At 70.5% G+C, this 13,896-nt stretch carries 12 protein-coding genes; all 12 read left to right on the forward strand.

What is annotated here, in order from left to right; translation table 11 throughout:
• Positions 1-106 precede the first annotated feature (106 nt).
• The 12 genes from HNR23_RS25540 to HNR23_RS25595 all read left to right on the forward strand — a co-directional run bounded on the left by HNR23_RS25540 (position 107) and on the right by HNR23_RS25595 (position 13,892).
• Complete coding sequence (locus HNR23_RS25540; protein ID WP_184079490.1) at positions 107-667, forward strand: NuoB/complex I 20 kDa subunit family protein; 561 nt, start codon at positions 107-109, stop codon at positions 665-667.
• A complete protein-coding gene (locus HNR23_RS25545; RefSeq protein ID WP_184079492.1) occupies positions 664-1,422 on the forward strand; it encodes an NADH-quinone oxidoreductase subunit C in 759 nt (252 codons plus the stop codon). Before HNR23_RS25540 ends, HNR23_RS25545 begins: the two co-directional genes overlap by 4 nt.
• Complete coding sequence (locus HNR23_RS25550; protein WP_184079494.1) at positions 1,419-2,720, forward strand: NADH-quinone oxidoreductase subunit D; 1,302 nt, start codon at positions 1,419-1,421, stop codon at positions 2,718-2,720. The genes HNR23_RS25545 and HNR23_RS25550 overlap by 4 nt, the downstream gene beginning before the upstream one ends.
• The gene (gene nuoE, locus HNR23_RS25555; protein ID WP_184079496.1) at positions 2,717-3,436 is read left to right on the forward strand and encodes an NADH-quinone oxidoreductase subunit NuoE; all 720 of its coding nucleotides are present in this window, start codon (positions 2,717-2,719) and stop codon (positions 3,434-3,436) included. The genes HNR23_RS25550 and nuoE overlap by 4 nt, the downstream gene beginning before the upstream one ends.
• On the forward strand, positions 3,433-4,746 hold the full coding sequence (gene nuoF, locus HNR23_RS25560) for an NADH-quinone oxidoreductase subunit NuoF (RefSeq protein ID WP_184079498.1): 1,314 nt from the start codon (positions 3,433-3,435) through the stop codon (positions 4,744-4,746). Before nuoE ends, nuoF begins: the two co-directional genes overlap by 4 nt.
• Positions 4,746-7,229 carry an NADH-quinone oxidoreductase subunit G gene (locus HNR23_RS25565; RefSeq protein ID WP_184079500.1) on the forward strand — a complete coding sequence of 828 codons (2,484 nt, stop codon included), beginning with the start codon at positions 4,746-4,748 and terminating at the stop codon, positions 7,227-7,229. Before nuoF ends, HNR23_RS25565 begins: the two co-directional genes overlap by 1 nt.
• The gene (nuoH, locus tag HNR23_RS25570) at positions 7,229-8,602 is read left to right on the forward strand and encodes an NADH-quinone oxidoreductase subunit NuoH (protein ID WP_184079502.1); all 1,374 of its coding nucleotides are present in this window, start codon (positions 7,229-7,231) and stop codon (positions 8,600-8,602) included. The genes HNR23_RS25565 and nuoH overlap by 1 nt, the downstream gene beginning before the upstream one ends.
• Positions 8,595-9,143 (forward strand): NADH-quinone oxidoreductase subunit NuoI, encoded by a 549-nt coding sequence (gene nuoI / locus HNR23_RS25575; RefSeq protein WP_184079504.1) that lies wholly within the window; start codon positions 8,595-8,597, stop codon positions 9,141-9,143. The genes nuoH and nuoI overlap by 8 nt, the downstream gene beginning before the upstream one ends.
• Positions 9,140-10,078 carry an NADH-quinone oxidoreductase subunit J gene (locus tag HNR23_RS25580; RefSeq protein WP_184079506.1) on the forward strand — a complete coding sequence of 313 codons (939 nt, stop codon included), beginning with the start codon at positions 9,140-9,142 and terminating at the stop codon, positions 10,076-10,078. The genes nuoI and HNR23_RS25580 overlap by 4 nt, the downstream gene beginning before the upstream one ends.
• Positions 10,078-10,377 (forward strand): NADH-quinone oxidoreductase subunit NuoK, encoded by a 300-nt coding sequence (gene nuoK, locus HNR23_RS25585; RefSeq protein WP_184079508.1) that lies wholly within the window; start codon positions 10,078-10,080, stop codon positions 10,375-10,377. The genes HNR23_RS25580 and nuoK overlap by 1 nt, the downstream gene beginning before the upstream one ends.
• Before the next feature lie 74 nt (positions 10,378-10,451).
• The gene (gene nuoL / locus HNR23_RS25590; RefSeq protein WP_184080888.1) at positions 10,452-12,332 is read left to right on the forward strand and encodes an NADH-quinone oxidoreductase subunit L; all 1,881 of its coding nucleotides are present in this window, start codon (positions 10,452-10,454) and stop codon (positions 12,330-12,332) included.
• Positions 12,333-13,892, forward strand: coding sequence for an NADH-quinone oxidoreductase subunit M (locus tag HNR23_RS25595; protein WP_184079510.1), 1,560 nt, complete (start codon positions 12,333-12,335; stop codon positions 13,890-13,892).
• Positions 13,893-13,896: the final 4 nt, after the last annotated feature.

Genomic DNA, 13,896 nt, shown 5'->3' on the forward strand with positions numbered 1-13,896 from the left:
CGCACGCACGCACCTGCGGCCGACGACCGACGGCCCGGCCACGCCAACGACTCCAGCAGTTCCAGCAACTCCAGCAACTCCAGCAACGGGAAGGGGGGTTCGCCGGATGGGGCTTGAAGAGAAGCTGCCGAGCGGCGTCATGCTGACGACCGTCGAACAGGTCGCCGGGTTCGTCCGCAAGACCTCGATGTGGCCCGCGACGTTCGGCCTGGCCTGCTGCGCCATCGAGATGATGTCGGTCGGCGGCCCGCACTACGACCTCGCCAGGTTCGGCATGGAGAAGTTCGGGGCGACCCCGCGCCAGGCCGACCTGATGATCGTGGCGGGGCGCGTGAGCCAGAAGATGGCCCCCGTCCTCCGGCAGATCTACGACCAGATGCCCGAACCCAAGTGGGTCATCGCCATGGGCGTCTGCGCCTCCAGCGGCGGCATGTTCAACAACTACGCCGTCGTCCAGGGCGTCGACCACATCGTCCCCGTCGACATCTACCTGCCCGGCTGCCCGCCGCGCCCGGAGATGCTCCTCGACGCCGTGCTCAAGCTGCACGACAAGGTCCAGAACACCAAGCTCGGCGCGCACCGCCGCCAGGAGATCGAGGAAGAGGAGGCGCGCCGGATGCGCCGCTCCCTCCCGCTGATCGAGCGCCCCGAGGAGGTGACGCGATGACGGACGACGCGACCGCCGCTCCCGGAGGCGACGACGGCGAGGAGAACCTGCCCGCCAAGGCCGGGGAGGACCGCCTCGCCTCGCCCATCGCCCGCCGGGGCATGTTCGGCACCCGCACCACCGGAGACACCTCCGGCTACGGCGGACTGCTGGTGCGCCGACCGGCCGTCCCCGACGCCGTGCGGCCCTACACCGACCCGGACGACCCGCGCACCGCCGACTTCGACACGGTCGCCGACGCCCTGGAGAGCGCCCTCGCCGACGCCCCCGTCTCCTACGCCGATGCGGTGGAGCGGGTCGCCGTCGACCACGGCGAGATCACCTTCCAGGTGCGCCGCGAAGCGCTGCCCGAGGTGATGCGGAGACTGCGCGACGACCCGCGGCTCCGCTTCGAGCTGTGCCTGGGTGTCAGCGGCGTGCACTACCCCGAGGACACCGGCCGCGAGCTGCACGCCGTCTACCAAATGCGTTCGATCACCCACAACACCGAGATCCGCGTCGAGACCACCTGCCCCGACGCCGACCCGCACATCCCCTCGATCGTGGCCACCTACCCGACCAACGACTGGCACGAGCGCGAGGCGTGGGACTTCTTCGGGATCGTCTTCGACGGCCACCCCGCGCTGACCCGCATCCAGATGCCCGACGACTGGCACGGCCACCCGCAGCGCAAGGATTACCCGCTCGGCGGGATCCCGGTGGAGTACCGCGGCGCCAAGATCCCCCCGCCCGAGCAGCGGAGGTCCTACTCATGAGCACCAACATCACCGAGGACTACATCGACGCCACCGGCGGCGACTGGGACGAGGTCATCCAGCGCGCCCAGTCCAGCGGCGCCGAGAGGCTCGTCGTCAACATGGGTCCGCAGCACCCCTCCACCCACGGCGTGCTGCGGCTCATCCTCACCCTGGACGGCGAGACCGTCACCGACGCCCGTGTCGGCATCGGCTACCTGCACACCGGCATCGAGAAGAACACCGAGTACCGGACGTGGACCCAGGGCACCACGTTCGTCACCCGGATGGACTACCTGACGCCGCTGTTCAACGAGGCCGCCTACTGCCTGGCCGTGGAGAAGCTCCTCGACATCACCGACCGCATCCCCGAGCGCGCCAACGTCATCCGCGTGCTGATGATGGAGCTCAACCGGATGGCGTCGCACTTCGTGGCGATGGCGACGTTCGGCATGGAGATCGGCGCCACCACGATCATGACCAACGGCTTCCGCGAGCGGGAGATGGTGCTCGACATCTTCGAGCTCATCACCGGCCTGCGGATGAACCACGCCTACATCCGCCCCGGCGGGGTGGCCCAGGACCTGCCGCCCGGCGCGACCGGCAAGATCCGGGAACTGCTCGCGGAGATGCCCAGGCGCATCACCATCATGCGCAAGCTGCTGGACGCCAACCCGCTGTTCCTCGCCCGCACCCGCGACATCGCCTACCTGGACCTGGCCGGCTGCATGGCGCTGGGTATCACCGGCCCGCTGGTGCGCGCCTCCGGGCTGGCCTGGGACCTGCGCAAGGCCAAGCCCTACTGCGGTTACGAGAACTACGAGTTCGACGTCCCCGTCTCCGACGGCTGCGACGTCTACGCCCGCTACCGGGTCCGCGTCGCCGAACTGGAGCAGAGCCTGCGGATCATCGAGCAGTGCCTCGACCGGCTCGAACCCGGCCCGGTGATGATCGAGGACGCCAAGATCGGCTGGCCGGCCAAGCTCTCGCTGGGCGCCGACGGCCTGGGCAACTCACCCGACCACATCGCGCACATCATGGGCGGCTCCATGGAGGCGCTCATCCACCACTTCAAGCTCGTCACCGAGGGCTTCCGGGTCCCGGCCGGGCAGGCATACGCGGCCGTGGAGAGCGCCAAGGGCGAACTCGGCTGCCACGCGGTCAGCGACGGCGGCACCCGCCCCTACCGCGTGCACTTCCGCGACCCGTCCTTCACCCACCTGCAGGCGGTCGCGGCGATGTGCGAGGGCGGAACCGTGGCCGACGTCATCGCGGCGGTGGCCAGCATCGACCCAGTGATGGGAGGGGTGGACAGGTGAGCACGACGACCGGCGGATTCACCGAAGAGGTACGGGCCCGGCTGGAGGTCGACGCCAAGGAGATCATCGCGAAGTACCCCCGGGAGCGCTCCGCCCTGCTGCCGCTGCTGCACCTCGTGCAGGCGGAGGAGGGCTACGTGAGCATGGCCGGGATCGCGTTCTGCGCCGACCGGCTCGGCCTGACCAAGGCCGAGGTCACCGCGGTGGTCACCTTCTACACCATGTACCGGAGGCGGCCCGGCGGCGACTACAACGTCGGCGTCTGCACCAACACCCTGTGCGCGGTCATGGGCGGCGACGAGATCTTCGCCGCGCTCAAGGAGCACCTCGACCTCGGCAACGGCGAGACCACCGAGGACGGCTCGGTCACCCTCGAACACGTCGAGTGCAACGCGGCCTGCGACTTCGCCCCCGTCGTGATGGTCAACTGGGAGTTCTTCGACAACCAGACCCCCGAGTCGGCCCGCCGCCTCGTCGACGACCTGCGGCTCGGCAGGGACGTCGCCCCCACCCGCGGCCCCGACACTCTGTGCACCTGGAAGCAGGCCTCCCGGGTGCTCGCCGGCTTCTCCGACGGGCGCGCCGGCGAGGGCACCCAGGCCGGCGAGCCCTCCCTGGAAGGCCTGCGCCTGGCCCGCGAACGCGGCTGGAGCGCGCCCGACCCCGCGGCCCTCCCGCACCGCCCCGCCGAGACCGGAGAGGGGGAGGCGAAGTGACCACGCCGACCACACCCGCGCCGCTCACCCCCGTCCTGTCCAAGGACTGGGACCGACCCGACCTGTTCACCCTCGACGGCTACCGGGCCACCGGCGGTTACGAGGCGCTGCGCACCGCCCTGGACATGGAGCCCGACACCCTGGTGGACCTCGTGAAGGCCTCCGGCCTGCGCGGGCGCGGCGGCGCCGGGTTCCCTACCGGGATGAAGTGGGGGTTCCTTCCCAAGGACAACCCCAAGCCCCGCTACCTCGTCGTCAACGCGGATGAGTCCGAGCCGGGCACCTGCAAGGACATCCCGCTCATGCTCGCCAACCCGCACGTGCTGCTGGAGGGCGTGGCGATCTCCTCCTACGCCATCCGGAGCAACCTGGCCTTCATCTACGTCCGCGGGGAGGTCCTGCACGTCATCCGGCGGCTCCGCCAGGCCGTCGCCGACGCCTACACCGCAGGGCTGCTCGGCAAGGACATCCTCGGCAGCGGTTTCGACCTCGACGTGGTGATGCACGCCGGGGCCGGCGCCTACATCTGCGGCGAGGAGACCGCGCTGCTCGACTCCCTGGAGGGCTACCGCGGCCAGCCCCGGCTCAAGCCGCCGTTCCCCGCCGTCGCCGGGCTGTACGCCTCGCCGACCGTGGTCAACAACGTCGAGTCCATCGCCAGTGTCCCCAGCATCGTCGCCAACGGTGCCGAGTGGTTCACCGCCATGGGCACCGAGAAGTCCTCCGGGTACGGGTTCTTCTCCCTGTCCGGGCACGTCACCCGGCCCGGCCAGTACGAGGCACCGCTCGGCATCACCCTGCGCGAACTCCTCGACATGGCCGGGGGGATCCGATCCGGACACGAACTGAAGTTCTGGACCCCCGGCGGGTCGTCCACCCCGATCTTCACCGCCGAGCACCTCGACACCCCGCTCGACTTCGAATCGGTCGGCGCCGCCGGGTCGATGCTCGGCACCCGCGCCCTGCAGATCTTCGACGAGACCACGTGCGTGGTCCGCGCCGCCGGGCGCTGGATCGCCTTCTACGAACACGAGTCCTGCGGCAAGTGCACCCCCTGCCGTGAGGGCAACTACTGGATGGTGCAGGTGCTCGACCGCATCGAGCGTGGCGAGGGGAGCGAGGCCGACCTCGACAAGCTGCTGGACATCTGCGACAACCTGCTCGGCCGCTCCTTCTGCGCCCTGGGCGACGGCGCCGCCAGCCCGGTCATGTCGTCGATCAAGTACTTCCGCCAGGAGTACATAGACCACGTCGAGCAGCGGGGATGCCCGTTCGATCATGCGAAGTCGACCCTCTGGGGAGGTGCGTGATGACCGTCACGGCCAACACGACGTCCGGGGGCACCCCCGCCGTGCCGCCCGAGGACCTTGTCACCGTCACCATCGACGGGTTCCAGATCAAAGTGCCCAAGGGCACCCTGGTGATCCGTGCGGCCGAGTTGCTGGGGATCCAGATCCCCCGGTTCTGCGACCACCCGCTGCTCGACCCGGCCGGGGCCTGCCGCCAGTGCCTGGTCGAGATCCCCGACGCCGGGAACGGGCGCGCCATGCCCAAGCCGCAGGCGTCGTGCACCATCACCGTCATGGAGGGGATGGTCGTCCAGACCCACCTCACCTCGCCGGTGGCGGAGAAGGCACAGCGCGGGATCATGGAGTTCCTGCTGATCAACCACCCGCTGGACTGCCCGGTCTGCGACAAGGGCGGCGAGTGCCCGCTGCAGAACCAGGCGATGTCCAGCGGGCAGGGGGAGACCCGCTTCCTCGACACCAAGCGGACCTTCCCCAAGCCCATCGCGCTCTCCAGCCAGGTGCTGCTCGACCGCGAGCGCTGCATCCAGTGCGCCCGCTGCACCCGCTTCTCCGCGCAGATCGCCGGCGACCCCTTCATCGAGCTGCTGGAGCGCGGCGCACGGGAGCAGGTCGGCATCGCCGAGGGCGAGCCCTTCCAGTCCTACTTCTCCGGCAACACCGTGCAGATCTGCCCGGTGGGCGCGCTCACCGGCGCCGCCTACCGGTTCCGCTCCCGCCCCTTCGACCTGGTCAGCACGCCCAGCGTGTGCGAGCACTGCGCCTCGGGCTGCGCCCAGCGCACCGACCACCGGCGCGGCAAGGTGACCCGCCGCCTGGCCGGGGACGACCCGCAGGTCAACGAGGAGTGGAACTGCGACAAGGGCCGGTGGGCGTTCACGTACGCCACCCAGCCCGACCGGCTCAAGCGCCCCCTGGTCCGCGACGAGGAGAGCCGGGCGCTGGAGGTCGCCTCCTGGCCCGAAGCGGTGTCCACGGCCGCGCGCGGACTGGAGTCGGCGCGCGGGCGCGCCGCCGTCCTCACTGGGGGCCGCCTCACCCTCGAAGACGCCTACGCGTACGCGAAGTTCGCCCGGGTGGCGCTGCACACCAACGACATCGACATGCGGGCCCGCGCCCACTCCGCCGAGGAGACCGACTTCCTGGCCGCCCGCGTCGCCGGGACCGGCATCCGGGTGAGCTACGACGACATCGAGGCCGCCCCCGCCGTCCTGCTCGCCGGGTTGGAACCGGAGAACGAGTCGCCCATCGTCTTCCTGCGGCTGCGTAAGGCCGCCCGGAAGAAGGGCCTGAAGGTGTACTCGATCGCCGCGTACGGCGACCGGGCACTGGACCGGATGGACGGCTCGCTCATCGCCACCGCGCCCGGCGACGAGGCGCGGGCCATCCAGCGGCTAGCGGGTACCCACCCCGAAGAGGTCGAAGCGCTCGGTGCCGACGGCGCGCTCATCCTCGTGGGCGAACGCCTCGCCGAGACCCCCGGTGCCCTGTCGGCCGCGGCCCGGCTCGCCGACCGCACCGGCGCCCGGATCGCCTGGGTCCCCCGGCGGGCCGGCGAGCGCGGTGCAATCGAGGCCGGTGCCCTGCCCAACCTGCTGCCCGGCGGACGCCCCGCGGCCGACGCCGCCGCCCGCGCCGAAACCGCGCGTGCCTGGGCGGTCGGGGCGCTGCCCGAGCAGGAGGGCCGCGACACCGACGCGATCCTCCGCGCGGCCGCCGCCGGAGAACTCGACGCGCTGGTCATCGCCGGGGTCGACCTGGACGATCTGCCCGACCCGGAACTCGCCCGTGCCGCCCTGGCCCGGGTGCCCTTCCTGGTCAGCCTGGAACTGCGGGCCAGTGCGGTCACCGACCGCGCCGACGTGGTGTTCCCCGTCGCCGCCGTCGCCGAGAAGGCCGGGACGTTCGTCGACTGGGAGGGCCGCGAACGCCCCTTCGGGGACGCGCTGAAGGTCCCCGGGATCCTCTCCGACCTGCGGGTGCTGGCCGCGATCGCCGACGAGATGGACGTCCACCTCGGCCTTCCCTCCGCCGAGGCCGCGCACGGTGAGCTGAGCCGGCTGGGCCGCTGGGCCGGCGAACGGGTCCCCGACCCCGTCACCGCCGCCGAGCAGCGGCCCGAGCCGGGCCCCGGCCAGGCGGTGCTGTCCACCTGGCGGCAGCTGTTGGGCGGCGGCCGGATGGAGGACGGCGAGCCCTACCTCGCCGGCACCGCGCGGCCCGCCCTGGCCCGGATCTCGGCCGCCACCGCCGCGGAGATCGGGCTGCCCGACGGCGGGGTGCTGCGGGCCACCGGCTCCGGCGGGTCGGTCAGCCTGCCCGCGGTCGTCACCGAGATGCCCGACCGTGTGGTGTGGCTGCCCGCCAACGGCGAGGGTCGCGACATCCGCCGCGAACTCGGCGCCGCCAACGGTGCCCTGGTGGACCTGGAAGTCGACAAGCAGGCCCGCGAGGCCGCCGACACGAGTGCAGGGAGCGAGACGTGATGGCCATCCCGCCGGAAGCCGCGGGCGTCGGCGCGGTGCTGGCCGCCGAGCCCGGGCTGGACGCGTTCGGCGGTGATCCCTGGTGGATCATCCTGATCAAGGCGCTCGCCATCTTCGTGTTCCTGATGGTCTGCGTGCTGATGATGATCATGGCCGACCGCAAGGTCATGGGCCGCATGCAGCAGCGTCACGGTCCCAACCGGTTCGGCCCTTGGGGGCTGCTGCAGTCCCTGGCCGACGGCATCAAGCTCTCCCTCAAGGAGGATCTGATCCCCCGGGGCGTGGACCGGGCCCTCTACATCGCCGCGCCGATGATCGCCGCCGTCCCCGCCTTCATCGCCTTCTCGGTGATCCCGGTCGGTGGCGAGGTCACCATGTTCGGCGTCCAGACCCAACTGCAGCTCACCGACCTTCCGATCGCGGCGCTGGTGGTGCTGGCGACCGCCGCCGTCGGCGTCTACGGCATCGTGCTCGGCGGCTGGGCCTCCCAGTCGCCCTACGCCCTGCTCGGCGGCCTGCGTGCCTCGGCCCAGGTCATCAGCTACGAGATCGCGATGGCCCTGTCGTTCGTGGCGGTGTTCATGTACGCCGGGACGCTGACCACCTCGGGCATCGTCGACGCGCAGCGGCCGGTGTGGTTCGCGGTCATCCTGCTCCCGTCGTTCCTCATCTACCTGGTCACCATGGTCGGCGAGACCAACCGGCTGCCCTTCGACCTCGCGGAGGGCGAGGGCGAGCTGGTCGGCGGCTTCATGACCGAGTACGGGTCGATGAAGTTCATCATGTTCTTCCTGGCCGAGTACGTGAACATGGTGACCGTCGCCGCGATCTCGGTGACCTTCTTCCTCGGTGGCTACCTCGCACCCTGGCCCATCACCGCCTTCTGGCCCGGCGCCAACGAGGGCTGGTGGCCGGCGCTGTGGTGGCTGCTGAAGTTCATGGGCGTCATGTTCCTCTTCATCTGGATCCGCGGCACCCTGCCCCGCATCCGCTACGACCAGCTCATGCAGCTCGGCTGGAAGATCCTCATCCCCGTGCAGCTGGTCTGGATCACCGCGCTCGCCGTCATCCGCGTCATGGACAACGAGGGCGCCCCGCTGTGGGCGACCGTCGGTGTGGGCGTCGCCTTCGCCGCACTGTTCACCGCCTCGGCCTACGCCATGGTGCGGTCCGCGAGGCGGCGGCGCGCCGAAGAGGAAGCCGAACACCACGAGGAGGTGCGGCGGATGCGCGAGGACGCCTCCTACGGCGGGTTCCCCGTGCCCCCGCAGAACCTGCCGCACTACGGCAGCAGCGTGCCCGCGGAGGGGCCGCGGACCGCCCCGACTCCACCGAACCGAGCCGAGAAGCGTGAGGAGGTTACCGGTGCTTGATTTCCTCAACCCCGTCAAGGGGTTCGGCGTCACCTTCCACACCATGTTCACGAAGGTGCCGACCATCGAGTATCCCGAGGTGAAGCGCCCGACGGCGCCCCGCTTCCACGGGCGGCACCAGCTGAACCGCTGGCCCGACGGGCTGGAGAAGTGCATCGGCTGCGAGCTGTGTGCCTGGGCCTGCCCGGCCGATGCGATCTACGTGGAGGGCGGCGACAACACCGAGGACGCCAGGTACTCGCCCGGCGAGCGGTACGGCAAGGTGTACCAGATCAACTATCTGCGGTGCATCCTGTGCGGTCTGTGCGTCGAAGCGTGCCCCACCCGGGCACTGACCATGACCAACGAGTACGAGCTCGCCGACGACAACCGCGAGAGCCTCATCTGGACCAAGGAGCAGCTGCTGGCGCCGCTGCGCGAGGGAATGGAGGCGCCGCCGCACCCCATGCGGCTCGGTGACACCGAGGAGGACTACTACCGGTCCGGAAACAGCGTGTCCCGCGACATCGAGGTCGAGAACGACGGCGAGGCGGTCCGGTGACACCGCAGCCCGCGACCCCCGCGACCCCCGTCGACGCGCTCACCCTGGCCGCCCCCATCTCCACCGCGGAGGCCACGACGTTCTGGCTGCTGGGCGCCGTGGTGGTGCTCGGCGCGCTCGGCGTGGTGTTCTGCCGCAAGGCCGTCCACTCCGCGGTGATGATGGCCGTCGTCATGCTGGGGCTGGCCGTCTTCTACGGCATCAACCAGGCGCCGTTCCTGATGGTGGTGCAGATCGTCGTCTACACCGGCGCGGTGCTGATGCTGTTCCTGTTCGTGCTGATGCTCGTCGGCGTCAGCTCGGCCGACTCCCTCGTCGAGACGATCCGCGGGCAGCGGCTGCTGACCGCGTTCGTCGCACTCGGCTTCCTCGGCTCGCTGTCCCTGGGGCTGACCCGCATCGTCACCGGCGACCCCGTCGGCATGGACGAGGGGGTCGCCGCCGCGGGCGGCAGCATCCCGTGGATCGCCGGAGAGGTCATCTACCGCTACATCATCGCCTTCGAGGCCACCGGGGCGCTGCTCATCACCTCGGTGCTCGGCGCCCTGGTCCTGGCGCACGTCACCAAGTTGAGGAAGCGCCGCACCCAGAAGGAGATCTCCCGGGAGCGGATCCGGGGCGACCACCCCACGCCGCTGCCCGGCCCCGGCACCTACGCCCGGCACAACGCGATCGACATGCCGGCGCTGCTGCCCGACGGGTCGGTGGCCCGGCTCTCCCTCAACCCCGTGCTGCTGGCGCGCGACCCCGAACTCCAGTCGGGGGTGCCCACGGACGTGCGGATGGGCATCGAGCCGGAGCCCGGCGGGGCGTCGTCGACGGCCTGGGCCAAGGAGAGCCACGAGCCGGGTGAGGCGGGCCCCGATGCCGGGGCCGAGGACGCCGAGGCCGACCGCGACGAGGACGGCCAGGACGGGCAGGGGGCCAACCGCTGATGGACCCGATGAACTACATCGCCCTCGCGGCGATCGTCTTCACGATCGGCGCCGTCGGGGTCCTCATCCGACGCAACGCGATCATCCTCTTCATGTGCGTCGAGCTCATGCTCAACGCCTGCAACCTGGCGTTCGTCGCCTTCGCGCGGCTGCACGGCGACATCGGCGGCCAGGTCATCGCGTTCTTCGTGATGGTCGTGGCAGCGGCCGAGGTCGTCGTCGGGCTGGCCATCATCATGCAGATCTTCCGGACCCGCAGGTCGGCATCGGTCGACGACGCCAACCTGCTCAAGAACTAGAAGGCGACGTGGCTGTGTCCGACATCTTCCTCGCCGCCGAACCGGTGGTCACAACGGAGGCCGGCGGGGCGATCATGTCCAACGCCTGGCTGCTCATCGCCCTGCCCCTGCTGGGGGCGGCCGTCCTACTGCTCGGCGGGCGGCGCACCAACGGCTGGGGCCACGGGGTCGCGGTCGTGCTGCCCCTGGCGGCCTTCGCGTGGGCCGTCCTTCTCCTCGTCGAGCTGCTGGGGATGGCGCCCCACGAGCGCAGCGTCTCGGTGCCGGTGTACACGTGGTTCTCGGCCGGCGGGTTCAGCGCGGACGTGACCCTCCTGATCGACCCGCTGTCGGTCAGCTTCGCCCTGCTGGTGACCGGCGTCGGCTCCCTCATCCACATCTACTCCGTGGGCTACATGGCCCACGACGAGAACCGGCGGCTGTTCTTCGCCTACCTGAACCTGTTCGTCGCGGCCATGCTGGTGCTGGTCCTGGCCGACAACTTCGTGCTGCTCTTCCTCGGCTGGGAGGGCGTCGGCCTGGCGTCCTACCTGCTCATCGGGTTCTGGCAGCACAAGCCGTCGGCGGCCGTCGCGGCCAAGAAGGCGTTCCTGGTCAACCGTGTCGGCGACCTCGGGCTGCTCATCGCGATCATGCTGATGTTCGCCACGTTCGGCACGGTCGCCTTCAGCGGGGTCCTCGGCGCCGCCGACCAGGCCGGGCAGGGCGTGCTCACCGCCATCGGACTGCTCCTGCTGCTCGGGGCATGCGGCAAGTCGGCCCAGCTCCCGCTGCAGTCCTGGCTGCTGGACGCGATGGAGGGCCCCACCCCGGTCTCCGCGCTCATCCACGCCGCGACCATGGTGACCGCCGGCGTCTACCTCATCGTCCGGGCCGGGCCGATCTTCGAGGCCGCGCCGACCGCACAGCTGGCCGTCGCCATCGTCGGCGCCGCCACCCTGCTCGCCGGCGCGATCATCGGGTGTGCCAAGGACGACATCAAGAAGGCGCTGGCCGGATCCACCATGAGCCAGATCGGCTACATGACGCTGGCCGCCGGACTCGGCCCGATCGGCTATGCCGCGGCCATCGCCCACCTGATGACGCACGGCTTCTTCAAGGCCGGGCTGTTCCTCGGCGCCGGGTCGGTCATGCACGGCATGAACGACGAGGTCGACATGCGCCGCTACGGCGGATTGCGGCGGCACATGCCGATCACCTTCGTCACGTTCGGTCTGGGCTACCTCGCCATCATCGGGGTCCCGCTGCTGTCGGGGTGGTGGACCAAGGAGGGGATCATCCAGGCCGCGTTCGAGTACCCCGGCGTGGCCGGGCAGCTGCTGGGCACGGCCACCCTGCTCGGTGCCGGGCTGACCGCGTTCTACATGTCGCGGATCATGTTCATGACCTTCCTCGGGGAGAAGCGCTGGGCGGAGGACGCCCACCCGCACGAGTCGCCGATGTCCATGACCGCGCCGATGATCGTGCTGGCCGTCGGGTCCGTGGCCCTGGGCGCGCTGCTGGTCGTCGGCCACACCTTCGCCGACTTCCTCGCCCCCGCCATCGGCGCGGAGGTGCACGCCTTCGACTTCGCCCACATGGTGCTCAGCCCCTACTCGCTGATCGCCCTGGCGGTGCTGGCCGCCGGTGTCGCCCTGGCCTGGTGGCGCTACGTCAAGGCCCCGGTCCCGCTCACCGCCCCGCGCGGCAACGTACTGACCGTCGCCGCACGCAACGAGCTCTACGGCAACACCATCAACGAGGGGCTGTTCATGCGTCCCGGCCGGGTGTTGGCCGCCGGGCTCGACGTCTTCGACCGGGCGGTCGTCGACGGAACGGTCAACGGTGTCGGCACGACCGTCCGCGACAGCTCCACGGGGCTGCGCACCACACAGACCGGGTTCGCCCGCACCTACGCGCTGACGATGCTGCTCGGTGCCGCCATCGTCGTCGCAATGCTGGCTGTGAGGATCTAAATGACCGATATCCCCTGGCTCACCCTGGCCATCGCGCTGCCCGCCCTGGGCGGCCTGGCCATCGCGCTGCTGCCGCGTGAGCGGACCGAGACCGCCAAGCGGGTGGCGCTCGGCGTCGCGCTCGCCACGCTGCTGCTGCTGGTGGCGATGGCCTCCCGGTTCGACGTGTCGAGCACGCAGCGGCTGCAGTTCACCGAGGTCCACCCGTGGATCCCGCAGTTCGGGGTCTCCTATGCGGTGGGCGTCGACGGCATCGCGCTGGTGCTCATCCTGATGTCGGCGCTGCTGGTCCCGCTGGTCGTGCTGGCCGCCTGGCGCGAGAACGACGACAGGGACGACGGAGGCAAGGGCTACTTCGCGCTGATCCTGCTCCTCGAAGCGATGATGATCGGGGTCTTCGCCGCCACCGACGTCTTCCTCTTCTACGTCTTCTTCGAGGCCATGCTCATCCCGGTCTACTTCATGATCGGACGCTACGGGCGCGGCGCGGACCGGCGCCGCGCCGCGGTGAAATTCCTGCTCTACAGCCTGCTGGGCGGGCTGCTGATGCTGGTCGCGGTCATCGGCGTCTACGTCTACGGCGGCACCTTCCTCTGGAGCGACCTGGTCGAGCCGGGCAGCGGGCTGGCCGCCGTCGACACGGATGTGGCGCGCTGGCTGTTCCTCGGCTTCTTCGTCGCCTTCGCCATCAAGGCGCCGATGTGGCCGGTGCACACCTGGCTGCCCGCCGCGGCCGGGTCCTCCCGGCCGGGGACCGCGGTGCTGCTGGTGGGCGTGCTGGACAAGGTCGGCACCTACGGCATGCTGCGCTACTGCCTGGAGCTGTTCCCCGGTGCGGCCTCCTGGTTCGTCTGGCCGGTGGTGGCGCTCAGCCTGATCAGCATCGTCTACGGCGCGATCCTCGCGGTCGCGCAGAGCGACATGATGCGCCTGATCGCCTACACCTCGATCTCCCACTTCGGGTTCATCACCCTGGGCATCTTCGCGATGACCACGCAGGCGCAGTCCGGGGCGGCGCTGTACATGGTCAACCACGGGTTCGCCACCGGCGCGCTCTTCCTCATCGTCGGGTTCCTCATCGCCCGGCGGGGGTCCTCGGCCATCGCCGACTACCGCGGGGTGCGCACCACCGCGCCGCTGCTGGCGGGGACGTTCCTGGTGGCCGGGCTCGCCGGGCTCTCCCTGCCCGGCCTGGCCCCGTTCGTCAGCGAGTTCCTGGTCTTCATCGGCACGTTCATGTTCCACCCCGTCCCGGCCGTCATCGCCACGGCCGGAACCGTGCTGGCCGCCCTCTACATCCTGTGGATGTACCAGCGGACCATGACCGGCCCCCTGCCCGAGTCGCACGGCCGCCTGCCCGACCTGTCCCTCCGCGAGGTGTGGGTGGTCGGACCGCTCATCGCGGTCATCGTGCTCTTCGGCCTCTACCCCCAGCCGCTGCTGGACGCCATCAACCCCGCCGTGGAGCAGACCATGCAACAGATCGACGCCACCGACCCCGCACCGGCGCTGGACACCGCCGGTGAGGTGCCCGGTGGGCAGGAAGGAGCCGACGAGTGATCGC

The organism is Nocardiopsis mwathae (assembly GCF_014201195.1).
Taxonomy (GTDB): domain Bacteria; phylum Actinomycetota; class Actinomycetes; order Streptosporangiales; family Streptosporangiaceae; genus Nocardiopsis_C; species Nocardiopsis_C mwathae.

Bases quoted from the DNA above. Each gene is read 5' to 3' on its own strand.
- HNR23_RS25595 (WP_184079510.1), top strand. From the start codon at position 12,333: ATGACCGATATCCCCTGGCTCACCCTGGCCATCGCGCTGCCCGCCCTG.
- HNR23_RS25550 (WP_184079494.1), top strand. From the start codon at position 1,419: ATGAGCACCAACATCACCGAGGACTACATCGACGCCACCGGCGGCGAC.
- HNR23_RS25540 (WP_184079490.1), top strand. From the start codon at position 107: ATGGGGCTTGAAGAGAAGCTGCCGAGCGGCGTCATGCTGACGACCGTC.
- HNR23_RS25565 (WP_184079500.1), top strand. From the start codon at position 4,746: ATGACCGTCACGGCCAACACGACGTCCGGGGGCACCCCCGCCGTGCCG.
- nuoH (WP_184079502.1), top strand. From the start codon at position 7,229: ATGGCCATCCCGCCGGAAGCCGCGGGCGTCGGCGCGGTGCTGGCCGCC.
- nuoK (WP_184079508.1), top strand. From the start codon at position 10,078: ATGGACCCGATGAACTACATCGCCCTCGCGGCGATCGTCTTCACGATC.
- nuoL (WP_184080888.1), top strand. From the start codon at position 10,452: ATGTCCAACGCCTGGCTGCTCATCGCCCTGCCCCTGCTGGGGGCGGCC.
- HNR23_RS25545 (WP_184079492.1), top strand. From the start codon at position 664: ATGACGGACGACGCGACCGCCGCTCCCGGAGGCGACGACGGCGAGGAG.